The 25581-nt window shown below is 64.9% G+C and carries 22 protein-coding genes; 3 read left to right on the top strand and 19 right to left on the bottom strand.

The features are described 5' to 3' along the window. Positions 1 to 11: 11 nt before the first annotated feature. From AB4Y35_RS35350 to AB4Y35_RS35320, 7 genes are all read right to left on the bottom strand, one after another. On the bottom strand, positions 12 to 836 hold the full coding sequence (locus AB4Y35_RS35350) for a transporter substrate-binding domain-containing protein (protein WP_368708053.1): 825 nt from the start codon (positions 834 to 836) through the stop codon (positions 12 to 14). A 55-nt stretch (positions 837 to 891) separates the two neighbouring features. Continuing rightward, a complete protein-coding gene (locus AB4Y35_RS35345) occupies positions 892 to 1965 on the bottom strand; it encodes an ABC transporter ATP-binding protein (protein WP_368708052.1) in 1074 nt (357 codons plus the stop codon). Between the two features lie 41 nt (positions 1966 to 2006). Beyond that, a complete protein-coding gene (locus tag AB4Y35_RS35340) occupies positions 2007 to 2849 on the bottom strand; it encodes an ABC transporter permease (RefSeq protein ID WP_368708051.1) in 843 nt (280 codons plus the stop codon). Continuing rightward, a complete protein-coding gene (locus tag AB4Y35_RS35335) occupies positions 2846 to 3772 on the bottom strand; it encodes an ABC transporter permease (RefSeq protein ID WP_368708050.1) in 927 nt (308 codons plus the stop codon). Before AB4Y35_RS35335 ends, AB4Y35_RS35340 begins: the two co-directional genes overlap by 4 nt. 5 nt (positions 3773 to 3777) lie before the next feature. Then, entirely contained in the window at positions 3778 to 4875 is a 1098-nt protein-coding gene (locus AB4Y35_RS35330) for a PotD/PotF family extracellular solute-binding protein (protein ID WP_133184933.1), read from the bottom strand. A 146-nt stretch (positions 4876 to 5021) separates the two neighbouring features. Beyond that, positions 5022 to 6515 carry an aldehyde dehydrogenase family protein gene (locus tag AB4Y35_RS35325; RefSeq protein ID WP_368708049.1) on the bottom strand — a complete coding sequence of 498 codons (1494 nt, stop codon included), beginning with the start codon at positions 6513 to 6515 and terminating at the stop codon, positions 5022 to 5024. Further along, positions 6512 to 8206, bottom strand: coding sequence for a 5-guanidino-2-oxopentanoate decarboxylase (locus AB4Y35_RS35320; protein WP_368708048.1), 1695 nt, complete (start codon positions 8204 to 8206; stop codon positions 6512 to 6514). Before AB4Y35_RS35320 ends, AB4Y35_RS35325 begins: the two co-directional genes overlap by 4 nt. A gap of 326 nt (positions 8207 to 8532) precedes the next feature. Between AB4Y35_RS35320 and speB the strand changes: the two genes are divergently transcribed. Next, positions 8533 to 9486 carry an agmatinase gene (gene speB, locus AB4Y35_RS35315; protein WP_368708047.1) on the top strand — a complete coding sequence of 318 codons (954 nt, stop codon included), beginning with the start codon at positions 8533 to 8535 and terminating at the stop codon, positions 9484 to 9486. A gap of 50 nt (positions 9487 to 9536) precedes the next feature. Here speB and AB4Y35_RS35310 read toward each other — a convergent pair whose 3' ends face one another. The 12 genes from AB4Y35_RS35310 to AB4Y35_RS35255 all read right to left on the bottom strand — a co-directional run bounded on the left by AB4Y35_RS35310 (position 9537) and on the right by AB4Y35_RS35255 (position 22107). Continuing rightward, on the bottom strand, positions 9537 to 9992 hold the full coding sequence (locus AB4Y35_RS35310; RefSeq protein WP_368708046.1) for an RpiB/LacA/LacB family sugar-phosphate isomerase: 456 nt from the start codon (positions 9990 to 9992) through the stop codon (positions 9537 to 9539). A 43-nt stretch (positions 9993 to 10035) separates the two neighbouring features. Continuing rightward, entirely contained in the window at positions 10036 to 10797 is a 762-nt protein-coding gene (locus tag AB4Y35_RS35305; RefSeq protein WP_368708045.1) for a triose-phosphate isomerase, read from the bottom strand. A 110-nt stretch (positions 10798 to 10907) separates the two neighbouring features. Beyond that, entirely contained in the window at positions 10908 to 11861 is a 954-nt protein-coding gene (locus AB4Y35_RS35300; protein WP_368708044.1) for a D-ribose ABC transporter substrate-binding protein, read from the bottom strand. Between the two features lie 69 nt (positions 11862 to 11930). Continuing rightward, on the bottom strand, positions 11931 to 13025 hold the full coding sequence (locus tag AB4Y35_RS35295) for an ABC transporter permease (protein WP_368708043.1): 1095 nt from the start codon (positions 13023 to 13025) through the stop codon (positions 11931 to 11933). Positions 13026 to 13052: 27 nt separating this feature from the next. Beyond that, positions 13053 to 14609, bottom strand: coding sequence for a sugar ABC transporter ATP-binding protein (locus tag AB4Y35_RS35290; protein WP_368708042.1), 1557 nt, complete (start codon positions 14607 to 14609; stop codon positions 13053 to 13055). After that, positions 14606 to 15262, bottom strand: coding sequence for a DUF2291 family protein (locus AB4Y35_RS35285; RefSeq protein WP_368708041.1), 657 nt, complete (start codon positions 15260 to 15262; stop codon positions 14606 to 14608). Before AB4Y35_RS35285 ends, AB4Y35_RS35290 begins: the two co-directional genes overlap by 4 nt. Positions 15263 to 15313: 51 nt before the next feature. Continuing rightward, on the bottom strand, positions 15314 to 15967 hold the full coding sequence (gene dhaL, locus AB4Y35_RS35280) for a dihydroxyacetone kinase subunit DhaL (RefSeq protein WP_368708040.1): 654 nt from the start codon (positions 15965 to 15967) through the stop codon (positions 15314 to 15316). After that, entirely contained in the window at positions 15964 to 16986 is a 1023-nt protein-coding gene (locus AB4Y35_RS35275; protein ID WP_368708039.1) for a dihydroxyacetone kinase subunit DhaK, read from the bottom strand. Before AB4Y35_RS35275 ends, dhaL begins: the two co-directional genes overlap by 4 nt. Positions 16987 to 16998: 12 nt before the next feature. Further along, a complete protein-coding gene (locus AB4Y35_RS35270; protein WP_368708038.1) occupies positions 16999 to 17931 on the bottom strand; it encodes a sugar phosphate isomerase/epimerase family protein in 933 nt (310 codons plus the stop codon). A gap of 47 nt (positions 17932 to 17978) precedes the next feature. Beyond that, entirely contained in the window at positions 17979 to 19487 is a 1509-nt protein-coding gene (locus AB4Y35_RS35265; protein ID WP_368708037.1) for a glycerol-3-phosphate dehydrogenase, read from the bottom strand. A gap of 20 nt (positions 19488 to 19507) precedes the next feature. Beyond that, the gene (locus AB4Y35_RS35260) at positions 19508 to 21118 is read right to left on the bottom strand and encodes an FGGY-family carbohydrate kinase (protein ID WP_368708036.1); all 1611 of its coding nucleotides are present in this window, start codon (positions 21116 to 21118) and stop codon (positions 19508 to 19510) included. Between the two features lie 11 nt (positions 21119 to 21129). Beyond that, positions 21130 to 22107, bottom strand: a complete 978-nt coding sequence (locus AB4Y35_RS35255; protein WP_368708035.1) for a sugar-binding transcriptional regulator — start codon at positions 22105 to 22107, stop codon at positions 21130 to 21132. A gap of 179 nt (positions 22108 to 22286) precedes the next feature. Here AB4Y35_RS35255 and AB4Y35_RS35250 point away from each other — a divergent pair, with 179 nt between their 5' ends. Further along, the gene (locus AB4Y35_RS35250) at positions 22287 to 23804 is read left to right on the top strand and encodes an FGGY-family carbohydrate kinase (protein WP_368708034.1); all 1518 of its coding nucleotides are present in this window, start codon (positions 22287 to 22289) and stop codon (positions 23802 to 23804) included. Between the two features lie 15 nt (positions 23805 to 23819). Further along, positions 23820 to 25559, top strand: a complete 1740-nt coding sequence (locus tag AB4Y35_RS35245) for a glycerol-3-phosphate dehydrogenase/oxidase (protein ID WP_368708033.1) — start codon at positions 23820 to 23822, stop codon at positions 25557 to 25559. The last annotated feature ends 22 nt before the right edge of the window (positions 25560 to 25581 follow it).

Raw genomic sequence — 25581 nt, 5'->3', positions numbered from 1 at the left:
GCCGGAGCGCATCAAAGACTGGCCGGCAGCGGAGCACGCAGCCACTTGAGCGAGATGGCATTCATCGAGCCGTCCTTCTTTGCGGCCGCGATGGCGTCATCGACCTTCTGTTTCAGGCGCGGCTCGTTCTTGTTCAGGCCCACGTGATCTGGCGAGCTGAACAACGAGAACTTCTGCTCGGGATCGTTGGCGGGATGACGGGCCATGATGGTCGCGCCAACGTCATTGCCAACCACGAGCAGTTGGGCCTGACCGGACAGGAAAGCGGAAATCGCGCCGTTCGGGTCATCGAAGCGCTTGATGACCGCTGAGGGCGGCGCCACCTTGGACACACTCAGATCTTCGAGCGTGCCGCGCGCAACGGCGACCGTCTTGCCGGCCAGATCGCCCGCATTCTTCACCGCCAGCGATTTCGGACCGAATACCGCGAGATAGTAAGGCGCATACGGCTGCGAAAAGTCGATCACCTTCGCGCGCTCGGGCGTCTGGCCGACCGAGAGCAGCATATCCGCCTTGTGATCCGCCAGATAGGCCATGCGGTTGTCGCCCGTCACCTGCACGAGTTCGACCTTTGCATTCAGGGCCTTGCCGATCAGATTGGCCACGTCGATGTCGTAGCCCTGCGGCTTCATGTCGGGCCCGATCGATCCAAACGGCGGATAGTCCTCGAAGACGCCGACACGCACGACACCCGATTTCGCAATCGTGTCGAGGGCATCCGCGTGCGCGAGCGGTGCGAACGCGCTGAGGCCAGCCATGCCGGCCAGCGCGAAGGCTGCGATGGTGCGAGCCGCCAGGCGCTGCACGGGGTTCGTGGTGACGTGAGTGGTGTTCATGACGATGTCTCCTTCCAGCTGCTTCTTTGGGGGTAAAAAATATCAACGCGAATTTTTAGTGCGCGGTATGCGCCGGAATCAGCCTGCACGCGTGGGCCGGCATCTCGGCCAGCACCGGCCGCCCCACTTCGAGGTCCGGCGTCTCGCGGGGTGTGGTGGCGGCGGTGAGCGTGAAGCCGTCGCAATCGATCGTTGCTTCGATCTGCGCGCCCACGTCGCGAACGAACGTCACCTTGCCGGCGACGACGTTCGGGCCGGGATCCGCCGTCATGGGCCGCACACACACGTCCTCCGGGCGAATCAGCAGGCGGATGTCGCCCGAGCGCTCCGGCGCGCGCAGCGCGGCATTGACGGCGATCCGCTGGCCGCCCGGCAGCGCGATGCCGGCATCGGCTTCGAGCGTCACGGGCAAGATGTTGCCGAGGCCGATGAAGTCCGCCACGAATTCGTTCACGGGATCGCGGTAAATGTCGAGCGGCCTGCCGACCTGGGCGATACGCCCTTTCTGCATCACCACGATCTCGTCGGCCATCGTCATCGCTTCGCGCTGGTCATGCGTGACCATGATCGTCGTGATGCCAAGCCGCTGTTGCAGCAGGCGAATCTCGACCTGCATCGCTTCACGCAGCTTCGCGTCGAGCGCCGAGAGCGGCTCGTCGAGCAGCAGCAGTTTCGGCGACGAGGCAATCGCCCGCGCAATCGCCACGCGCTGGCGCTGGCCGCCGGAAAGCTGCGTCACGGGCCGGTTTGCCATGTGCGGAAGCTGGATCAGTTCGAGCAGTTCGGCCACGCGCTTTGCTTGTGCGCTCTTGTCGACGCCGCGCAAACGCAGCGGATAGGCAACATTGGCGGCAACGGTCATATGCGGGAACAGCGCGAGCGACTGAAACACCATGCCGAAGTCGCGCCGGTTGGCCGGCACCTGCGTGAGGTCGCGCCCCGCGAACAGCACCGATCCGGAAGTCGGCGTCTCCAGGCCCGCGATGATACGCAGCAGGGTTGTCTTGCCGCAGCCGGAAGGCCCGAGAAAACACACCAGCTTGCCGTCCGGAACATTGAGATCGATGTGGTCGACCGCGAACGCGTTGTGAAAGCGCTTGGTGATGGCCTGCAAAGACAGATGAGTCATGAGAGTTCCTTTGTGCCCGGGGACCGCGTGAGAGGCGGCGATCAGAGCGCCACGCCTGCGTCGCCGACGAGCTTTTCGAGCAGCCAGATCAAGGCGAAGTCGATCAGCACGATGAAGACCGCGAACGAAAACACGGTTGGATCGAGCGACGAAACGGTGCGGCTGTAGAGCCAGACAGGCAGCGTCATCGTGTTGATGCCATAGAGGAAGAACGTCACCGTGAATTCGTTAAACGAAATGATGAACGCGAACAGCATGCCGGCGAGAATGCCGGGGCGCATGAGCGGCAGCACGACGTCGACGAGCGCGCGCCGCGGGCTTGCGCCCATCACGCAGGCGGCTTCCTCGAACTCCGGTCCGATCGATGCAACCGATGCCGCGCAGTTCTTCACCGTGAACGGCAGCGCCAGGATCACGTGCGCAATGACGAGCCGCCCCACGCCCAACTCCACCGGCAGGACATTGAAGACGAGCAGCAGCGAAAGCCCCAGCATCACGAGCGGATAGACGAGCGGCAGCGCGACCAGTTGCTCGATCACGGCCTTGCCGCGAAAACGGTAGCGCGAGAGTGCGTAGGCAGCGGGCACGGACACGGCGGTGGCGATGAACATCGTCGAGACCGCAACGATGAGGCTCGTCGTGAGCGCGGTGCCCATGGACAGCACGTCGCTCGCGTCGGGCGACACGAAGGTGTGCCAGGCAGCCCGGTACCAGTGCAGGCCGAAGCTCTGCGGCGGAAATTCGAGCGTGTCGGCATTGCCGAACGACATCGTGATCATCGTCAGGATCGGCAGCGCGGCGAGAAAGAGCACGATCGTCGCGCACCATCCCGTCACGCGGCTGAGGCGGCCGGGCATCGTCAGGGGCATACGCAAGGCATTCATGAGCGGGACTCCGCGTGGCGTTGCAGGTTGCGCACCAGCCGTTGCGAGATGGCCATCACCGCAAGCGTCGCGGCCATCAGAACGACACCCGAGGCAGACGCCGCGGGCCAGTTCAGCAACGGCGCGACCTGATCGTGCACGAGCACGGCGAGCATCGGCACGCGGCGGCCGCCCAGCAGCAGCGGCACCGCGAACGCGCTCGCGTTATAGGCGAACACGAGCAACGCGCCTGAGACGATGCCGGGCATCGCCAGCGGCAGCATCACGTGGCGCAGCGTCTGCCAGCGGCTCGCGCCGAGGGTAGCCGCCGCCTCTTCGTACGAGCGCGACACCGCGCGCATCGCGCTCGAGATGGGCAGCACGGCGAGCGGAAAAGCCGTTTGAATCAGTCCGAGCAGCACGCCGTTCTCGCGATACAGCCACATCACGGGACGCCCGATCAGGCCGGTGGCCATGAGCACGTGATTGACGAGGCCCGCCGGCCCCAGCATCACGAGCCATCCGTAGCCCTGCAGCAGCAGGTTGACCAGCAGCGGCAGCAGCACGCCGGCCAGCAGGAGGCGCCGCGCGGTGCGCGATTGCGTACGTGCCATCGCGAGTGCTACGGGAATCGCCAGCACGACGGCGACGATCATGCTCTGGAAGGCCAGCCGCAAGGTCAGCCAGAGCGAGCGCAGGAAGTAGGCGTCTCCGAGGTCGACGTAATTCTGCAGTGTGAAGGCATGCCACTCATTGCCTGGTACACCGAAGCTCATGCGCAGCACGGCGAGCGCCGCCGCGATCAGCACAGCGAGAAACGCGAGGATCGGCGCGAGCAGCAGCAACGGCGGCACGCGCGGCAGCGCCGTTGCGGTGGCGGGCTGGGCCGTCGACTCGCCGGCCTGCGCCGGCGTGCCCGCGCGATGTGAAGAGAGGGCTGACATGGCGCTCACGCGGAAAAGATCTCGGTGAAGCGCTTGATCCACGCAGGCTGCAACGCGGCGAGCGCCTTGTCGTCGTGAAGCACGGCCTTCTCGGCGATCTGCTGGGGCGACGGTACGAAGGCGCGGCTTTCGGCGGGAATGATCGCGCGCGAGTTCACCGGACCGTTGAGCACGTCGGCGGCCATGCGGCCCTGCACGCCGGCATCGAGCGAATGATTGATGAACGCGTGGATGAGATCGATATCGCCGGGATGCGACTTCGGAATCACCGTAAACATCAGCTGGGTTGCGAAGCCCTCTTTCATGCCGTAAGTCACGGCCATCTTGTACTCGGGCTTGCGGATCTGCTCCGGGAAGAATGCCGGTGCATAGATGCCGCCGATGTCGAGCGAGCCGGTGCGGAACAGGTCGGCGACCTGGTTCGGATTTTCGCCGAGCGTCAGCACGCGGTCCTTCAACTGGGCGAGCTTCTTGAAGCCCGGATCGATATTCTGCTGCGAGCCGCCCGCCATCTTCGCGGCGATGATCGCGAGATCGACCGCTTCCGCCCATTCGGGCGGCGGCAGGAACAGGCGTCCCGCATACTTCGGATCCCAAAGGGCTTCGTACGTCGAGGGCGCGGTCTTCACGGTGGACGTGTTGTAGATGAGACCGTCCGACCACAGCAGGTAGCCGACGCCGAATCCATTGGCGCCCGTGCGGTATTGCGGCGCGACGTCTTTGAGGTTCGGCAGCTTGTTCAGGTCCGGCTTCATCAGCAGGCCCGCATCGGCGAGACCGGAGGCGCCGACCCCGGCAAGCGTGATCACGTCGTAGGTGGGCCGGTCGCCTGCCGCCTTGAGTTTCGCGACCATGCCGGAGGTGCCATCGGCGCGGTCGGCGATGACCTGCGCGCCGGTCTTCTGGCTGAACGTGGCGGCGATGTTGCGCAAAGCCGCCGCGCCGGTGTCGTCGGACCAGGTGAGCAGCCGCAGGGTCTTGCCCGCATAGCTCTTCTCCTGTGCCCTGGCAGTACTGATGAATGGCATGGGCAGCGCCGATGCCGCCAGAGCCGTGCCGATTGCCTTAATGGCCTGCCTTCTCCCCAGCTTGATCCCCTGCATGGTCATCTCCTGATTGAACCGTATGGGCGCTGCCCAATGCGCGCTGCCATTACCTGAATTCACGCGAACGTGCTGCGTGAATGGACTCTACGTGCGTCAAAAACCCGCAACAAACGAAATCTCTGCATGCGCGCCATGACAAAAGCTCATGCACCGCGAACGCATTCCGGCGCGCCGGCGGCCCCGGCGGGCATGAGCACCTGTTTGATTTCCTGAAAGGCGGCGAGCCCGAACGGACCCAGCTCGCGCCCGATGCTGCTGCGCTTGTAGCCGCCCCATGAGGTCTGAGGAAAGATGACCTGCGGCGCGTTGATCCACACGACGCCCGCTTCCAGTTCGGCCGCCACTCGCCTGCCCCGCCCGGCGTCGCGCGTGACGACCGTGGCGACCATGCCGAACTCGGTGTCGTTGGCCGCGCCGATGGCCTCGTCCTCGCTATCGAAGCTGCGCAGGCACAGCACGGGGCCGAAGATCTCCTCGCGCCACAGCGGGCTTTCGACCGGAATATCGACGAACAGGGTCGGTTTCACGAAGTAGCCGGGACCGGCCGGCGCCTCGCCTTCGATCACGAGACGCGCGCCGTCGGCCTTGCCGCGCGCAATGTAGCGCTGCACGCGTTCGTATTGCGCGCGGTTGGTGAGCGGCCCCATCTGCACGCCGGGCTGGAATGGATCGCCCACGACCGTGTGCGTTGCGCGGTCGGCGAGACGCGCGGCGAGCGCGTCCGCTATCGGTCGCTCGACCAGCACGCGCGACGTGGCCGAGCACATCTGGCCGCCATTGAAGAACGCGCCGCCAGCCACAAGGTCGGTGGCGAGATCGAGGTCCGCATCGGCGAACACGATGATGGAGGACTTTCCGCCCAGTTCCAGACTCACGCCCTTGATGGTGTCCGCAGCGGTCTTCATGACCTGCGCGCCAACGGCGGTGCTGCCGGTAAAGGAAACCTTCGCGACGAGCGGGTGTGCCGCCAACGGCGCCCCGACTTCGGTGCCCGTGCCCGTCACGACGTTGACCACGCCCCCCGGCACACCGGCGTCCGCAATGATCGCAGCGAGCGCCAGCTCGGGCAGCGGCGTGATTTCGGAGGGCTTGAGAATGACCGTGCAGCCGGCCGCGAGCGCGGGCGCGAGCTTCCACGCCGTGGTGACCATCGGGAAATTCCATGGCACGATCAGCGCGACCACGCCTGCTGGCTCGCGCCGGACGCTCGCCTGATAGTCGTCGCTGGGAATTGCGACCCCGGACTCGCCGATTGCGTCGAGTTGTTCGGCGAGCCCCGCGTAGTACTCGAAGGTGGCGATCACGTCGCTCACGTCGATTCGCGCTTCCTCCAGCGGTTTGCCGTTGTTGAGCGACTGCAGCGCCGCCAGATGCTCGCGCCGGTCGCTCACGCCGCTCGCGATCGCACGAAGCAAGCTGGCACGCTGCGCGCCGGTTGTCTTCTTCCAGGTGCGGAAGGCCCGTGCGGCGGCACGCACCGCGCAATCGACATCGGCGGCGTTGCCGGCCTCGACCTGGGCAATCGTTTCCTCGGTCGATGGGTTGACGACCGGCAGAAGCTTCCCGCCCTCGCCCGCGCACCAGAAGCCGTCGATGTAGAGCTGCGTACGCAGCTCGAACCCTTCATGCTGTTTCATGCCGGCACCCGCGCAAACCAGTCGGCTTCGTTCACTTCGATCACTGTCGGGATGTCGCGCGACACGGCCTGCTGCAGCTCGGCGGCAAGCGCATCGGGCGTATCCACGCGAGCAGCCACGCAGCCGAAGCCACGCGCCAGCGCGAGGAAATCCGGCGTGTGGATATCGACGCCGACCGGCACGATGTCGCGCGCCGTCATGTAGCGGCGTATCTCGCCGTAGCCGAAGTTGTTCCACAAGAGCACCACCACGGGCACCCTGGCTTCCACGGCGCTGGCGAGTTCCGGCAGCGTGAACTGCAGCCCGCCGTCGCCGATCAGGCAAACCACGGGGCGGTCGGGCGCGGCGAGCTTCGCGCCAATCGACGCGGGAAGTCCATAGCCCAGCGTGCCGTAGCCGGTCGACGAGTTGAACCATGAACGCGGCTGCGGTGCGTCGTGCACGAAGTTGCCCGCATACACGGGGCTGGTCGAGTCGCCCGCGATGATGACGTGTGGCAACGCCGCGGTGATCGTCTCGACAAGGCGCTTCTGCGAGCGTGTCGGCGCGTCGTAGCCGGCCTCCACGGCCTGCCGCGCGAGCGCAACCCGCTGCGCGCCCCAGTCGCGCTGACGCGCCGACATGATGCCTTCATGCAGCCGCGTCGACAGGCTGCCAAGCGCTTGCCGCGAATCGGCGGCGATGGCCACGTCGGGACTGAAGTTGCGCATCAGTTGCTGCGCGTCGATGTCGATGCGGATCAGCCGGCCCTCGATCGAAAAGCCGCCGTCGAACACCACGTCGTAGTCGGTTTCGCCCAACTCGGTGCCGACCGCGAGCACGACGTCCGCCTCGCGGGCCAGCGCCCGCGTGGGCGGCAGCGATTGCGTCGAGCCAAGCAGCAGCGGATGCTCCGGCGGCAGCAGGCCCTTGGCATTGATCGTCAGCGCAACCGGCGCCTGCAGCCGCTCGGCGAGTTCCTGCAGTTCGGCCGCGGCGTGCAGCGCGCCACCGCCTGCGAGAATCAGCGGACGTCGCGCCGTGGCAAGCAGGTCTGCGGCCGCAGCGAGGGCCGCCGGGCACCCCGCCGGCCTCGCCGGCAGCGCGGCCGGCAGCAGGTTCATGCCGCGAGCGGGCGCGACGATCACATCCAGCGGAATCTCGATGTGCACGGGCCGCGGCCGCGCACCGCCGAAAACGGCGAATGCCCGGGCCAGCACCTGGGGCAGCTCCGCAGCATCGAGCAGCGTGTGCGAAAACGCGGTGAGCCCGGCGAACACGTCGCGCTGCGACGGCAGTTCGTGCAGGCGTCCGTCTCCGTTACCGAGTTCGCGGCGTGCATTTACACTCGATATCACGAGCATCGGAATGGAGTCGGCATACGCCTGCGCCATCGCGGTCGCGATGTTCGTCATGCCCGGCCCCGTGATGATGAAGCACACGCCAGGTTTTCCGGTCACGCGTGCATAGCCGTCCGCCATGAAGCCCGCACCCTGCTCATGGCGCGGCGTGACGTGGCGAATGGACGAAGCCGCGAGACCCCGATAAAGCTCGACCGTATGCACGCCCGGAATGCCGAACACGTACTGGACGCCGTATCCTTCGAGCAGGGTGACGAGTGCCTCGCCGCAGGTTTGGCCCGTTGTATTGGGCCACTGAATTGGCCGCGCGCCGGCTTCCTCGAAGCTGGCGGTGAATTCCGGATAGTTCATGGATGGTCGCGTTCCTGGTTGGTACCGCCCGATGCCGATGCCGGCCCGGCTGGCCTATGCACATGCATCTGCGTCGTTGTCCAAACCATTCTCAGCGGCGCCGCGCGGCGCGGACAATCGATATGTTTTCATGAGGTGCATGAGCTTCTTGCATGACCTGAGGAAAACCCGCCTATGCATGGCGAGGTGCGAGGGTTTACGCCGATCCATGACGGGAGGACATGCGTCGCATGAAAATATTTCGGTTGTTCGTGTCCCGCCGTCGCGCGGAAAATGCATTCACCGAATGCTTTTAAGCAACTGACTGAATACAACTGGAGCGAATCATGAACACGGAATATTTCCAGCCCCTGGGCGGCAACGCGATGCCGCGCTGCGGCGGGATCGCGACGATGATGCGACTGCCCAACGTGGAGAGTGCCGAAGGGCTCGATGCCTGCTTCGTGGGCGTGCCGTTCGATCTGGGCACATCGAATCGCACCGGCGCGCGCTACGGGCCGCGCCAGATTCGCACCGAATCGGTGTTGCTGCGCCCGTACAACATGGCGACACGCGCCGCGCCGTTCGATTCGCTGCGCGTCGCGGATATCGGCGATGTCGCGATCAATCCGTACAACCTCCCCGATTCGATCGCCCGGATCGAGACGGCCTACGACGCGATCCTGAGCCACGGTGCTACGCCGATCACGCTAGGCGGCGACCATACGATCACGCTGCCGATCCTGCGTGCCATTCATCGCAGGCACGGCAAGGTCGGCCTGATACACGTCGACGCTCACGCTGACGTCAACGACACGATGATGGGCGAGAAGATTGCGCACGGCACGCCGTTTCGCCGCGCGGTCGAGGAAGGTCTGCTCGACTGCCAGCGCGTGGTGCAGATCGGCTTGCGCGGCACCGGCTACGCCGCCGAAGACTTCGACTGGTGCCGCGAACAGGGTTTTCGCGTAGTGCAGGCCGAGGAGTGCTGGAACCGCTCGCTCGAACCGCTGATGGCAGAGGTGCGCGAGCAGGTTGGCGGAGGGCCGGTGTATCTGAGTTTCGATATCGACGGCATCGACCCGGCGTACGCGCCCGGTACCGGCACGCCGGAGATCGCTGGATTGACGGTCCCGCAAGCCCTCGAGATCATTCGTGGCGCATGGGGGCTCGACCTGGTGGGCGCCGATGTGGTCGAAGTCGCGCCGCCGTACGATCCGTTCGGCACCACCGCCCTGCTTGCCGCCAATCTCGCATATGAAGCGCTGTGCGTGCTGCCGCGTGTGAAGCGCCGCGCGTGAGTTGGGTGCGCCGAAACCGTCTTAAAGCATCAATGGCATTTACGGCAGCGTCACCGATGGTGATACTTCGAATCCACCTCATTGATCGCCGCGACGTTCCCCGCGCTACGCCCGTTTTCGTCGAACGTGTTGTCGAGAAACGCATCGGCAATGGCCTTGGCCACTTCCGGCCCGATCACGCGCGAGCCCATTGTGATGATCTGCGCGTTGTTCGAGAGCGCCGCGCGCTCCGCGGAGTAAGTGTCGTGGCACAACGCGGCGCGAATGCCCGGTACCTTGTTCGCCGATATGCTGACACCGATGCCCGTGCCGCATACGAGAATCGCGCGATCGTATGTGCCGCTGATTACGCCGGATGCCACGCGGTCCGAGAGATTGGCGTAAAACTCGTTCGGATTCGCTTCGTTGCTCGACACTTCGAAAACGTCGTAACGATCTTTCAGATAGTCGGCCAGCACCCGGGCCAATCCGACTCCGGCACTGTCGCCTCCAATGGCCACTTTCATGACGATCTCCTTGAGAATAAGGGTTGGCAAGCCCGCATCGAGGTCAGAGCACTGCCCCGACGCGCTTCAATATGTCCAGATACCCGCTCACATCCCACGCCGAACGACCGATGAAGAGCCCGTCGATATTCGGGCAGGCGGTGAGCTCCGCGCAGTTGCCGGGGTTGACCGAGCCGCCGTACAGGCACGGGATGCGGCGGCCGAGAATCGCCTGCGCGACCTGACTGATTTCCGCTTGTCGCGCATCGGCGTACTCGGGGCTGGCGGGAACACCGTGTTCGCCGATGGCCCACACCGGCTCGTACGCGAGCAGAATCGGCGCCGCGCGCTGTTGCGGGCTGAGTCTTGCCAGTGCACCGCGGACCTCGCCAGCCAGCACTTCTGCGGCGCGGCCGCTTTGCTTGTCCTCTAGCGTCTCGCCAATACAGATCAACGGCGTCAGCCCATGGCGCACGGCCGCCTCGACCTTGAGGCCAACGGTGTCGTCGGTTTCGCCGAAATGCTCGCGCCGTTCGGAATGACCGAGTTCGACGAGGTCCATGCCGCAATCGACCAGCATCGGCGGCGCTATCTCACCGGTCCAGGCGCCGTGCTCGGCCCAGTGCATGTTTTGCGCGCCGACCTTGATGTCGGTCTCCGCAAGAATGGATTTGACTTCCCGAATCGCGGTGAAAGGCGGAATCACGAAGCACTGAATTCGCGGGTCGTCGGGGCTGGCAAGCATGCGCTCGGCAAAAGCGATCGCTTCCGCCAGCGTCTTGTTCATCTTCCAGCTCGTGCCGACCCAAAAGAGGGAATCAGTCATGGCTACCTTGTTGCGCCTATGCGCTCACGTCTCACGGCGCATGTCGCGCCGGAACCGGCGGCAGTGACTCGAGCCGCCAGTCCGGCACATCGATCAATACGCCAGTCGACTCACTTCGACAGCACGAACGGTGCGGTGTACTTCGACGCGTTCGCCTTGGTGATCAGCACGCAGTCGAACAGCTGCTTCTCGCTCGATGCGCCCGTCTTGCCAGTTTTCAGGTACTGGTCGGCTTCCTGCACCGCCTTGGCGGAGAACTCGGCGACCGGTTGCAGCACGGTGTACTGCAACTCGCCGGCCTTGACCGCATCGACCGCTGCGGGCGAACCGTCGAAGCCGCCGACCTTCACGCTCTTGAGCTTGCCGGCCTGCTTGAGCGCGGCGATCGCGCCGAGCGCCATTTCGTCGTTGCCGCTGATGACACCGATCACGTCCGGATGCGCCTGCATCAGGCTCTGCGTGGCGTTGAAACCTTGCGTGCGGTCCCAGTTGGCCACTTGCGAGCCCACCATCTTCAGATCCGGATACTGGCTCAGCACCGATTTGTAGCCGTTCGAGCGCGTCGCGGCGTTGTTGTCGGACGGCGCGCCGAGCAGTTCGACGTAGTTGCCTTTCGAGCCGACGTCCTTGACCCATTGCTGGGCACCCAGGGCGGCGCCTTGAGCGTTGTTCGACACCAGCTGCGCCTTGGCGAGGCCCGGCTGATTGATTTCCGCATTGACGAGGAACACTGGAATCTTCGCGGCGATCGCCTTCTTCACGGCGCCAACGGAACCGCTCGCGTTGGCCGGGTCGAGAATGATCGCGACCGACTTGTTGGTGATGGCGGTGTCGATCTGCTGACTCTCGGTATTCGTGTCGCCCTTCGATGCGGAAACATTGGCGGTGTAACCGAGCTTTTTGGCTTCGGCGGAGGCGATGTTGCCCTCGGCAAGCCAATACGGGTTCGCAGGATCGTTGACGATGATGCTGATGAGGCCGCCGGCTGCGTGAGCCTGTCCGGCGAACAAGGGCGCGGCCAGAACCAAGGCAGCAAGGATGGTGGTCTTTGTCTTGAAGGTCATGAGTTGTCTCCTCCTCAGTGGATGATGGTGTAAAGCGTCAATTCACTTCTCGCTTGCCGGCCGTACGGCTCAAGCCTTGCCGCCGCCTTGCGAAGAAGCCAGTTGTCCACCGGTCGGCGCGGGACGCTTGACACGGCGGCGATATTGAATGGCATTGAGCAACACCGCGAGGACGATGACCGCGCCGGTGAATACGGTTTGCCAGTAAGACGAAATGCCGATGATCACGAGACCGTCGGACAGAAAGCCGATCACGAATGCGCCGAGCAGCGTGCCGCGGATATTGCCGGTGCCGCCCATCAGCGACGCGCCTCCGATCACCACGGCCGCGATGGCCGTCAGTTCGTAGCTCGTGCCCGCCGTCGGACCGGCGGAGGTGAGCTGCGAGGACAGAATCAGGCCGGCGATCGACGCGCAGATGCCCGAGAGCATGTACACGCTGATCTGCACGTGCTTCACCGGCACGCCGGAGAGTTCCGCCGCGCGAGCGTTGCCGCCCGAGGCATACAGCCAGCGGCCAAATGCCGAGCGATTGAGCATGAGGCTGCAAAGCACCGCGATCACCACCAGGATCAGCACGCCCACCGGCACGTTGAACAGCCGGTCGAAGCCAAGCCAGTCGAAACCGGTATTGCCCAGATCGGCCTGTCCGCCGAGGTTGTTGTAGGTGAGACCGTTGGTCATCAGCAGCGCGAACCCGCGCACGACATACATGACGCCGAGCGTGGCGACGAAGGCCGGCACCCGGAAGCGCGCGATGAGAATCCCGTTGATGAGGCCAATGAGCGCGCCGAGCGCGCAGCACAGCACGACCACCACCCACACCGGCGGATACACCACGACGCCGAGCATGTTCAGCGTCACGCCCTGCATGAAGAATCCCGCGACGACACCGGAAAGTCCGAGCGTGGAGCCCACCGAGAGGTCGATCCCCCCGTTGATGATCACGAGCAGCATGCCGATCGCAAGGATCCCGTAAATGGCCACGTGCGAGGCCATGGTCAGGAAGTTTTCTAGTGCGAAATAATTAGGTGACAGAAAGGAAAAGATAATGACAATGGCGATCAGCGCGAAAAACGCACGTCCTTCGAGCAGGATCTTGCCGAAGTCAAGCCCTTCTCCGCCGAAGCGACTGGATCTCGGTGTTTTGGCGGCATGGTTCATGTTGAATGTCTCCTGGCATTGCTACGATCAGACAACCACGGCTTCGCCCGAGGCGGCCATGATGTCGTCCTTGTTGGCATCCGGTCCGAATTCGGCGGATATCTTGCCGCGCCGCATGACGATGATGCGATGCGCGACGCTCAGACACTCCCCGACTTCCGAAGTCGAATAGACCACGGCCAGACCTTGCTTCGCGTTTTCCGCGAGCAGACGAAACACTTCCGCTTTCGCGCCGATGTCGATGCCGCGGCTGGGTTCGTCGAGCAGGATGACTTTCGGGCCGGTCGCCAGCATCTTGCCGATCACCACCTTCTGCTGATTACCGCCCGAGAGCGAACGGATCGATGCCCCCGCTCCCGAGGTCTTGACGTGCACGTTGCGGATCGATTCGCCTACGAGTTCGCGTTCGGCGCCAGGCGACATCAGGAATCCCTTCACGAAGGAGCGGATGCTCGCGAGCGACATGTTCGAGCCCACGCTCATGGTCGGCACGAGGCCATCGCGCTGCCGGTCCTCCGGCACCAGCACGAGACCCTTCGCGATGCGCCCGCTAATGCTCAGCGACGCCATGTCCTCGCCTTCGAGCAGGACCTTGCCGCCTGTGACGGGAAGGTGCGTGCGCCCGGCCACCGCTTCGAGCAGTTCCGTGCGGCCTGCGCCCATCAAGCCGTAGATGCAGACGATTTCACCGGCGCGCACCTTGAGCGACAGATGATCGACCACCGAGGTGCCCGTGCCCGATTCGTCGGCGACGCTGATGTCGTCGATATCGAGCGCGACGTCGCCGAACGCGTAACCCGTCGGCGGCGAGCCGAGATCGAAGTTCTCGCCGACCATGTTGCGCACGATCCAGCCTAGATCGATGTCCTTGCGCTGCGCCGTGGCGGTGATCCTGCCGTCGCGCAGGACCACGGCGTAGTCCGTGACCTGCAACGCCTCTTCGAGATGATGCGAGATGTACACGATCGACACGCCGCGGCTCGTCAGGTCGCGAATCACCTTGAAGAGCACCTCGACCTCGGAAGCGCTCAACGCGGACGTCGGCTCGTCCATGATGAGGATGCGCGAGTCGACCGAGAGCGCACGGGCGATCTCGACCACCTGCTGCTGGCCGAGGCGCAGGTCGTGGACCAGCGTCATCGGGTCGATCTCTTCTTCGAGGTCGACCATCAGTGCCTGCGTCTGGCGCGCCTCCTCGGCGAAGTCCACGCCGGTCGGCGTGCGCAGCTCGCGGCCCATGAAGATGTTGTCGCGCACGCTCAGATTGGGCGCGAGGCTCAGCTCCTGGTGAATGATCGAGATGCCGTGATCGCGCGCATCGCTCGACGAGGCGAAGGCGACAGGCTCGCCGTCGAGTTCGATCTCACCCGACGTAGGCTTTTCCACGCCGGACAGGATCTTCATCAGGGTCGACTTGCCTGCGCCGTTCTCGCCGAACAGCGTCGTGACCTTGCCGCGATGGATCTCGAAGTTCACGCCCTTCAGGGCATGCACGCCGCCGTAAGACTTGACGATGTTGCGCGCGGACAGCAGGACGCCGTCCTTCGTTGCGGCAGGTGTCGTGATTGGGGTCGCGGTGCTCATTTGACGTCCAGCTTCACAGGAGTAACGAGCCAGCCGTTCGGATTGATCAGCTGGAATACGCCGACGACCGAGACGGTCTTGCCGGTCAGTTTGGTCGTATCGACCTTCGACAGGACCTGTTTCTTCATTTCCGCATTGATCGCGTAGCCGGCGTTCTGGTAGTCGATCTGGTTGGTGAACTGGCCGAAGCTGATGTCGCCGGTGGCGTCGCGCAGATCCGTGCCGTTGATTGCCGGTCCCGTTTGCACGCGCACGACGAGCGAGTCAGGCAAACCGGGCACCTTCACTTCGTACACGCCCGCATCTTCCTTGCCCGCTACACCGGTGAATTTCACCGACATCTCGGGACCCACGCCGCCGCCGGCCACACCGTACTGCTTGCCCGCCGCGTCCTGATCCTTGGCGATGGCCGCGGCCAGCGTGGCGGCATCGACCGCGCGCTTTTCGATGGCGGCCTGGGTCTTCGGGAACTGCTTCTTGCCGTAGGCGGCCGGTTCGAATTCCTGGGTCTGCGAGTCCGCGCTGGAGCCGATCTTCACGACCTTCGTGCTCATTGCCATCGCAACCAGCAAAATCACCAGCAACACCACTTCGATCACGAGGCGAGCCTTGTGCCCGGAATGACCCTTCGTCGATGGAGCAATGGCGCTCATTGGCTCACCTCCCTTGCGTCGGAATGACGGCTTTGCCGACCGTCTGCCCAATTAATCCGTGCCATGTCTCCTCCAGTTTTCTACGATCACATTCACCACCATCGCAGCAGACGCCGCACCCGGGTCCATGTGTCCGATGCTGCGTTCACCGAGACGCGACGACCGGCCCTTGGTCGCGACCATCGAGATCGTCGACTCGGCGCCCGCCGTTGCCGCTTTGCCCGCGCGCGTCATGATCTCGCGCACCGGCAAGCCCTCCTCCATGCCTTGTTCGATCGCGGCCGCCGCGGGCGCCCAGACATCGACCATGGTCTTTTCGCCGACTTCGGCCCGGCCGCGCGAGCGGATGCCTTCGGCCATCGCAACGATCAGGCCCGGCGCCTCGTTCAGTGGCAGAGCCTGGCGCGCACCGGCAACCTTGGCCGCGCGCATGAATGCGGTGGCATAGAGCGGTCCCGACGACGCGCCCACCGCGTTCAGAAAACCCTTGGCCGCCGCGTTCCACTGATCCGCGAGCGTGGCTTCCGTCGGCAGTGTCTCGATCGCTTTCGAGGCGGCGCTAAAACCCTGCTCCATCGCGATACCGTGGTCCGCGTCGCCGATCTCGCCATCGAGCCGGCACAGCTCGTCGCGCGCCTTCGCGATGGCGTCCGCGAGTTCGCGGAACAGGCGTGCCATATCGGCGGTGGTCAGCGCGGGCATCATGCGGCCCTCTGCTGAAACATCGCGCATTCGCACGGGTGATCGATGAGGCGCTGGAGTTCGTCGTCCAGATGCATCACGGTGATCGACGCGCCCGCCATTTCGAGCGACGTGCAAAGCGGCCCGACCAGCGTGCGATGCACCACGAGCCCCGCATCCTTGAGCCGTTGCGCCACGCGGCGGTTGAGGATGTACAGCTCCATCAGCGGCGTGGAACCGAGCGAGTTCACGAGTACGGCAACGCGATCGCCTTTTGCCGCGTCCATCTCGGCGAGGATCGCGTCCATGATTTCGTCGGTGATGGCGTCGGCCGTGCGCAGCGCCTCGCGACGCATGCCCGGCTCGCCGTGAATGCCCATGCCGATTTCCATTTCACCGGCCGCGATCTCGAAGTTCGGACGTCGCGTTTGCGGCAGCGAGCACGGCGCGAGCGCCACCCCCAATGTGTAGGTGCGCGCGTTGGCATGACGTGCCACGCGCTCCACTTCGTCGAGCGGCATCATCAGATCGGCGGCGGCACCCGCCGCCTTGAAGATGAACACGTTGCCCGCCACGCCGCGGCGCGTTGCGCGCTTCTCGCGCGGCGCCGAGGCGATGTCGTCGGTCGTCAGCACCGTGCGCGCCTCGACGCCCTCGAGTTCGAGCATCTCGGTGGCCATGTCGAAATTCATCACGTCGCCGGCGTAGTTGCCGTACATGAACAGCACGCCCGCGCCGCCATGCGCGGCGAGCGCGGCGTCCACGGCCGGTTGCGGCGGCGGCGAGGCGAAGACGTTGCCGATCACCGCCGCGTCGGCCAGCCCCTTGCCGACGAAGCCCAGAAACGTCGGCTCATGGCCCGATCCGCCGCCGATGACGAGCGCCACCTTGCCGGCCCGCGGCCCGTTGCGCGCGACGATCGCGCGCGGCGCGCTGTCGTTGCGCGTGAGCAGGTCGCCGTGGGCGGCCATGATGCCTTCCAGCATCTCGTCGACGGCAGCGTCGCCGTCGTTGATCAGTTTCTGTGTCCTCGTGCCGTGCATCGTCGGATCTCCTCAGATATTCAGATCGGCAACGCCGGAATCGAAATGCGGGGCCCAGAACGCCACGGATTCGGCGATCTGCTCGACGACTTGCCGGTCGGTCGGCTCGCGCTCCTTGAACGACAGCTCGAGGCAAATCTCGTTGTCGCGTCCGCCGCCTTCGTGCAGCGCCTTGATCAGCGGCTCGGGCTGAATGCGGCCGCGCGCGTTGAACTCGGCGGTGAAAGGACGATGACCACCCTTGTCCATCAGCGACTGCTTGATGTGAATGATCGGCGACACCTTCGGCACGGCGCGCGCCCACGCATAGGGGTCGAAGTCGTCGGGATTGGGGCTCGTGACGTCGCCGTGGTCGATATCGGCCATCATCCACATGGGGATCGCCATGTTCGCGGCGCTCAGCTTGTCCTGCAGCGCCATGCACGCGGCAATGGTCTCGCCGAACTCGCGGCCGATCGACATGGGTTCCCAGAACACGTATTTCAGCCCCGCCGCCTTCGCATGTTCGGCGACTTCGGCCCAGCAATCGATCGCGGTTTGAATCAGCGCGTCGCGGCGCGCCCGGTCGTCGAAGTCCTTGTAGGTGAAGATGGCGAACTGCGTGCCGATCGAATCGCCGCCCAGGTCGGCCGTGATATCCGCGAAGGTCTTGAACCAGTCGACGTAGTAGCGGCGCACCTCGGCGTCCGGATGACCGAAGTGGTTCAGCCGCCCGTAGGGCCCCGTCATGCCGGACGTGATGCGCACGCCGGTACGCGTCATCGCCGCGCGCATCTCGCGCGTCAGCCTGCGCGTCGTTGCTGCCGGCCACGACGGATTGATGAACTCGTGAGTCAACTGCACGTCACGGATCTTCATGTCGTGCGCGATGGCGTCGATCAGGTCGCCCGGCTCCGCGAAGCGGTTCACCAGCGGATTCGTGTTCAGTGCGAGTGTGAATGCCATGTTCGTCTCGTGTCCTATGGGTTGCCTCGGGGTTGCGGCCCGCCCGCTTACGCGGATTTCCTGACGAGGCCGTCGAGCCAGACTCCGAAGGCGGCCTTTTGCGCGGCGCTCATGTGCAAGCCGTGCTTGGTGCGCCGCGTGAGCATGTCGTCGGCCGACTCAGCCCATTCGTTAGCCATCAAATAACGTGCCTCCGCCTCGTAAAAGGTGGGACCGAACTGCTGGCCCAGACCGGCGAGCGAAGTCGCGCCGTTGATCACCCGGGCCGTCAGCGTGCCGTGCGTCTGCGTGTAATAGCGCAACAGGTTGCGCGGCAGCCATTCATACTGCGCCTGGAGCTTCGCCATGAAACGCGGCACGTCGGCGCCTTCGATGTCGCCACCGGGCAGCGTCGCGGCTGCGGTCCAGTCCGCACCCATCTTCGGGAAGGTCGGCTGCAGCTTTTGCAGCGCGTGCTCGGCGAGCTTGCGAAAGGTGGTGATCTTGCCGCCGAAGACATTCAATAGCGGCGCGCCGCCGCTAACGTCCAGGTCGAACACGTAATCGCGCGTGACCGCCGACGGATTGCCCTTGCCGTCGTCGTAGAGCGGGCGCACGCCCGAGAACGTCTCCACGATGTCCTGCTTGCGCAACGGATGCTTGAAATAGCGGTTCACCGCGGAGAGCAGATAGTCGATCTCGTCGTTCGTGATCGCCACCGTTTCCGGGGCGCCGTCCCAGGCGACGTCGGTCGTCCCAATGAGCGCCTTGTCGCCTTCGTACGCGTTGATGAAGATCACGCGCTTGTCGTGGTTCTGCACGAGGTACGAATGCGGACCTTCCCAGAACTTCGGCGTGACGAGATGGCTGCCCTTGACGAGCCGCACCTTGCGCGTCGACTGCGCGCCCGCGCGCCCGATCACTTCGGACACCCAGGGTCCGGCCGCGTTGACCAGCGCCCGCGCGCTCACCACCCGCGTCGCACCGTTGCGCGCGTCGCGCAGTTCCACGCGCCACGCCCCGCCCTCGCGCCGCGCCGAAACGAACGCGGTGCGCGTGAGCACTTCGGCGCCGCGCCGAGCAGCGTCGACGGCGTTGAGCACCACGAGGCGCGCGTCGTCGACCCAGCAGTCGGAATACTCGAAGCCTTTGCGGTACTCGTCCTTGATCGGCGCGCCTTCGGGATTGCGCCACAGATCGAGCGAGCGCGTGCCCGGCAGTTTCTTGCGGCCGCCGAGATGGTCGTACAGGAACAGGCCGGTGCGCACGAGCCAGGCGGGACGATCGCCGGGACTGTGCGGCAGCACGAAACGCAGCGGCCAGATGATATGCGGCGCGGCGTTGAGCAGCACTTCGCGCTCGATCAGCGCCTCGCGCACGAGCCGGAATTCGTAGTACTCCAGATAACGCAGGCCGCCATGAACCAGCTTGCCGGAACGCGACGACGTGCCCTGCGCGAGATCGTCCTTCTCGCACAGCATTACCGACAGCCCGCGGCCCGCCGCATCGCGCGCGATACCCGCGCCATTGATGCCGCCGCCGATGACACACAGGTCCACCATGTCCTTCTCGCTCATCTCACGTTCCATGTTCGACGTTAGTTGAGGCTTGCGGAAACTGGCCGATGCCGCGATTTCAGCAATCGGGCCGTTTCCGCCCACGTCGGCACCAGCGCCTCGCGTGCCTTGCGATACGCGGGAAAAAGTTGCGCGTACAACCGGGTCAGTTCCGCATCGGGCGACTCGGGCTGTCCCAGCAACGGCGTCACCCATTCGGCGATGCACGCATTCATGTTCGGATACACGCCGAGCGCGACCGCCGCCATCATGGCTGCGCCGGCCGCGCCCGCTTCCTCGCGGGTGGAGATCCGCGTGGGCGCGCCGACCACGGCGCCGAGCACGCCGCGCAACGCGCGCGAACGCGTCGCGCCGCCGGTCAGGCGCAGCTCGTCCGGCATGGGTATGCCCATCGACGTGTAGCAGTCGCGTGCGGCCATCCCGAGCCCTTCGACCACGGCGCGGACCAGGTCCGGATAACGGCTCTCGCTCGTCAGTCCAATGAAGTCCGCGCGCGCGTTGGGCTCGACAAACGGCCCGCGTTCGCCTGCATCCGAGATGTAGGGGTGATACAGCAGCGAGCCCGGCCGCCCCTCCTGCAGCCAGCCGTCGATGCATTTGATCCGGTCGCTGCGCGAAAGGCTCGTGCCGAACTGCGTGAGCAGATCGCAGGCGAGATTGAGCACCCAGTCGACGTTCAGCGTGGCCGCCATGTTCGACTGCACCTGCGCCGACATGCCCGGCAACGGCAGCGCGATGACATAGCCCGTGCCTTCCGCGTTCAGATGCACGTTTTCGTTGCGCATGGCCCGCATGTGCATGCCCGTCGAGCCGACGATCGAGCAGCTCGCGCCCGCCGCGCCTTCGGTGTGGATGCCCGCGCCCAGCGCCGTCAGCACAATATCGACGAAGCCGAGAGACACGGGCGTACCGGCCAGCAGGCCCGTCTCGGCTGCGGCCTGCGCAGAGAGCGGATGCGTGAGTTCGGTCCCGTCGATGATCTCGGGCAGCAGGCCGCGCCGCGCGCTCAGGCCGAGTGCGTCGATGACCGCGTCGTCGTAGCGGCGCGTGCGGAAGTTGCCGTAGGTGAAGCTGGCCTCCGACGGATCGGTCGCGCGCACGCCGGTGAGATTGAGATACAGCCAGTCCTTGCAATGCAGTGCGACTTCGGCGCGCGCCAGCACGTCCGGCATCGTCGCGGCCATATGGGCGATCTGCGCGCCCTGGCTGCATGCGGCGAGCCCGGTGCCGGTCGCCTCGAAGCGCGCGCGACTCGCGGGACCTTCCTGCAAGGCACGCACCGTGTTCGCGGCGCGCGCGTCGAGCCACAGCCAGGCGTCGCTTGCGGGCTGGTTGCCCGCACCGACGAGCCACGTGCCATCGCCCTGGCCCGTGACCGCCAGCGCCTGCGTGCGCTGCGCGAGGCCCTCGACCTTGGAGCCGAGATCGCGCAAGGTCTGCGCGCAATCGGCCCAGGTTTGCGCGAGCGACTGGGTCGCCGCGCCATCGGCGCTGGTCGTGTAGCGATTGGGCAGCGAGGCCACGGCAATCTGCCGTCCCGACAAATCGAAGGCCACGGCCTTGATGACCGAGGTGCCCGCGTCGATGCCGACGAGGAGATCTCGTGCCGCGTTGCCCTTGACTGTGCCCATGACCTTGTCCATCACGGCGCTTCCTTCTCGACCGGGTCGCCATTCAGCGCGAGCGCCGTGGCCTCGTCGGTGATCAAGCCGCTAAGGAGGCCGCTCTTCAGGACGGCGCGGATGGCCGCGATCTTCGACGCGCCTCCGGCAATGGCCACGATGCGCCGGCTCGTCAGATCGGCCAACGGAGGCGCCACCGTGCGCGCCGCCAGCGACGTTTCGACGGATTCGCCGGCATCGCTGAAAAAATGGCCGAGCAGTTCGCCCTTGCCGCCCTTGCTGCGCACTTCCTCGATTTCCGCCGGTTCGATCATCTGCGACGCGACGAGCTGCGCGTCCTCATCTACCGAGCCGATGCCGACGACCATCAAATCCGCATGCGCAGCGAGATCGAACACTTCGCGCACGCCACGCTGCGAGAGCAGCACCTCGCGATCCTCCGCCGTATTGGCAAAAAACGGCAGCGGCAGCACGTACGACACCGCGCCCGTCTGGTCGGCGAGCTTGTGGATGACGTCGTACGGATTCGCGGTGTACTTGCGCGTCACGCCGCCGAGCAGCGACACGAAACGCACCGTGCCCGCGTCCATGCGCGGAATGTTCGCGACCACGGCGGCGAGCGTGCGCCCGTGCCCGATGCCGATCACGCCGTCCTGGCGCGCCGCGATCTCGCGTTGCAGGAAGTACGCCCCCGCGACGCCCAGCGCGCGCAACGGCAAGTCGCCTTCGTGCAGATCCGGCACCACTTCGCAATAGCTCAAGCCATAGCGCTGGGCCAGTTCGGCTTCGAGCACGACGCACTCGGCGACATCGCCGTCGATCGTGAACTTGATCGCGCCGCTCTGATTGGCGCGCGTGATCAACCGGTGCGCCTTGACGCTGCTCACGCCGAGTCGCGATGCGACGTCGGCCTGGGTCTGTCCGGCTGCGTAGTGCAGCCAGGCCGCGCGTATCGCAAGACTGTCCTCGGCGTCACGCTTTCCGGCGATTTTCGTCATGTTGTCTCCATGCACCCACGAAAAGTGATATTTTTTTCGTGAGTTGAAATTTATTTCAGTGACTTCAAGGTAAGCATTCCTTTCGCCGGCTGCCATCCGCGATAACCCTGGATGGTCTGCACCTGTTCAAGGGCCGGAAGAAAGTTGCTGCGAAGCACCAAAAACAGCATGGAGACACGATGGAACGCTATCTACTCGGCGTCGACAGCGGTTCGACCGCCACCAAGGCCGTCGTCTTCGACACATCCGGACGCACCGTCGCGGTGGGAAGCCGGCGCGTCGAACAGCGCCAACCGCGAGCGCGGCACGTCGAACGGGACATGCAAGAGGTTTGGGCAGCGGCCTGCGGCGCCATCCGTGATGCGTTGCACAAGATTCCGGCGGACTCGATCGCGGCCGTGGGCGTGACCGGGCACGGCGACGGGCTCTATCTCGTCGACCGCGCCGGCGCGCCGCTCGGACCAGGCATCCTCTCGCTCGACAGTCGCGCATTCGACGTCACCGAACGCTGGCGTGAGGCAGGCGTGCTCGAAAAAGCACTAACGCTAACGGGCCAGCAGCCCTATCCCTACGCCGCGGTGAGCCTGCTCAAGTGGATCCAGCTCAACGAGCCCGAACGCTTTGCGAAGATCGGCCACGTGCTCTTTTGCAAGGACTGGCTGCGTCTATGCCTGACCGGCGTGCCGGCCACCGATCCGACCGAAGCGAGTTCGTCCTTCACCAATGTCGATACGCAGACCTACAGCGACGATGTCCTCGCGCTCTACGGCCTGCCGTCGATCGGTCATGCACTGCCGGAGATCATCGCTTCGGCGTCGGCCGCTGGCCGGATCACCGCGCAGGCCGCCGCACAGACCGGTTTGAAGGAAGGCACGCCGGTTGCCTGCGGGCTGCACGACGTCACGTCAAGCGCGCTCGGCATGGGCAACATCGAACCGGGTGTTATTTCGATTACGGCGGGCACGTTCAGCATCAACGAAATCCTCTCCGATCGACCGCAACGGGATCCGCGCTGGTCGTGCCGCAACGGCACGCGCCCCGGCCAGTGGATGAACATGTCCATCTCGCCTGCTTCATCGAGCAACGTCGACTGGGCGTTGCGCGAACTCTTTCAGCACGAAACGCAGGAAGCCGCGCGGCTTGGTTGCGCGTTGTTCGACCTGATCGGCGACGAAGTGCAAGCGGCCTTCGCGGAGCCGAGTTCGGTCATGTTTCATCCGTTCCTGTTCGGCTCGCCGTTCGAGCACCCGGCGAGTGCGTCGTTCTTCGGCATACGCTCGTGGCATCGTCGCGCGCATCTGGCGCGTGCCGTGCTCGAAGGCATGGTGTTCAATCACCGTTGGCACGTCGAAGCATTGACGAGCGCGTTTCCTGCACGTCGGGCCGGGCTGACTGGCGGAGGCTCGTCGAGTCCTCTGCTTGCCCAGCTATTCGCCGATGTTCTCGGCGTCGCGATCGATATTCCCGGGAGTCCGGAGGCCAGCGCGCTTGGCGCTGCGCTCTGCGCCGGTGTCAGCGTGGGTGTTTTCGCCTCGCTTTCCGATGCGACCGCGCGCGCGTGCCGGGTTGCGCACACATACGTTCCGGACACCGAACGACATGGCCAACTCGACGAGGCATATGCGCTCTGGTCGCGGCTCACGGCAGCGATGCAGCCTCTGTGGCCCGCGCTCGACCGTGCGGCCGTCGCGCACTAAAAGGGGAAACCATCGATGACAGAACGAAACCGCAAATTCTTTCTCGACCGCGCGAGGCAACAGCCAAAGGTCAGCGTGTTGATTATCGGCGGCGGCATCAACGGCGCGGGCCTCTTTCGCGACCTCTCATTGCAAGGCGTCGACTGCCTGCTGATCGACAAGACGGATTTCGCTTCGGGGGCGAGCAGCGCGCCGTCGCGGCTCATTCACGGTGGCGTGAAGTACCTCGAAACCGGCGAGTTTCGCCTCGTGGCCGAATCCACGCTGGAGCGCAACCTGCTGCTGAAAAACGCGCCGCATTATGTGCGGCCGCTCGAAACCGTATTGCCGATTCACTCGTACTTCGGCGGCATGATCGCGTCTGCGCGCCGCTTCTTCGGCATGAAGGCCAAGCTCGCCGATCGCGGCGCGGTCATCTCGAAGATCGGTCTGGCGATGTATGACTTCCTCGGCCGGCACGACCGCACGATGCCGCGGCACCGTTTCGCGCTCAGAAAGCAGTCGCTGCAGAGCTTGCCGCTGCTCGATCCTGCGATCAAGGCGACTGCCACGTATTACGACGCCAAAGTGACGCAAGCCGAACGGCTGAACTTCGAACTCGTCGCCGACGGTCTCGCTGCCTGCGAGCACGCTGCCGCAGCCAATTACGTGAGTGTCGATCACGTGGAGAGCGGCGTCGTGTGGCTGCGTGATCTCGTGAGGCAAGAACGCATTGCCACGGAGCCCGCTATCGTCGTCAATGCGGGTGGCGCGTGGATCGACAGCGTCAATGCAGCGCTCGGGATCGAGCGGAAATATATCGGCGGAGCGAAGGGGTCGCATTTGATCGTCGACCATCCCGAACTCCATGCGCAACTGCGCGGCCGCATGGTCTACTACGGCTCGAAAGACGGCCGCATCTCGCTCATCTATCCGTTTATGGACAAGCTGCTCATCGGCTCGACCGATATCCGCGTCGACGATCCGGACGGCGTGCGCTGCGAGGACGACGAAGTCGCCTATATGCTCGGCGTCTTGCGCGAAGTCTTTCCCGGTGTGAATCTCAAGCAATCGGATATCGCCTTCCGGTATAGCGGCGTGCGGCCACTGCCTTATTCCGACGCTGCGAATCCGGGCGATGTGAGCCGCGATCATGAGGTGCACGTCGATCACCTGCCGGGGACGCAGGTCCCGGTGCTGTCGCTGGTAGGCGGCAAGTGGACGACCTTTCGCGGATTCGCGGAATCGGTCGCCGACGATGCGCTCGGACGCCTCGGACGCTCACGCAAGATCAGCACGCGCCACGAGCCGATCGGCGGGGGCCGTGATTATCCGCACGATGCGGGCACACGGGACGCGTGGATCGGCGCGCTCGCACAACGGCACACTCTTCCGGCCGTGCGGGCCGAGACGCTTTTTTCCCGCTATGGCACAACGGCGGCGGTGGTCGCCGCGTACTGCGCGAATTCACAGGATGGAAGCGCGGATCATCCGCTCGCGGGCGAGTCGGGCTACACAGCGCATGAGATTCGATACCTGTGCGAACACGATATGGTGACGCACCTCGCGGATCTCGTTTTCCGCCGCACGACCATTGCGATCTCAGGGCATTTGACGAACGCATTGTTGCTGGAAGTCTCCGCGATTGCAGCACAGGCGCTAGGATGGGATTCGGCACGCACGCTGCAGGAAATCGATGCGACGCGTGAAATAGCGCGTGAGCGTCATGGAGTTGTGCTTTCCAGCGGCGAGGTTGCAGCCCGGAATGTTCACTAACGATGTCCGCACAAGCGCCAGC

Source organism: Paraburkholderia sp. EG286A, assembly GCF_040965375.1.
Taxonomy (GTDB): Bacteria; Pseudomonadota; Gammaproteobacteria; order Burkholderiales; family Burkholderiaceae; genus Paraburkholderia.
This window is presented reverse-complemented; position numbering and strand designations above follow the sequence as displayed.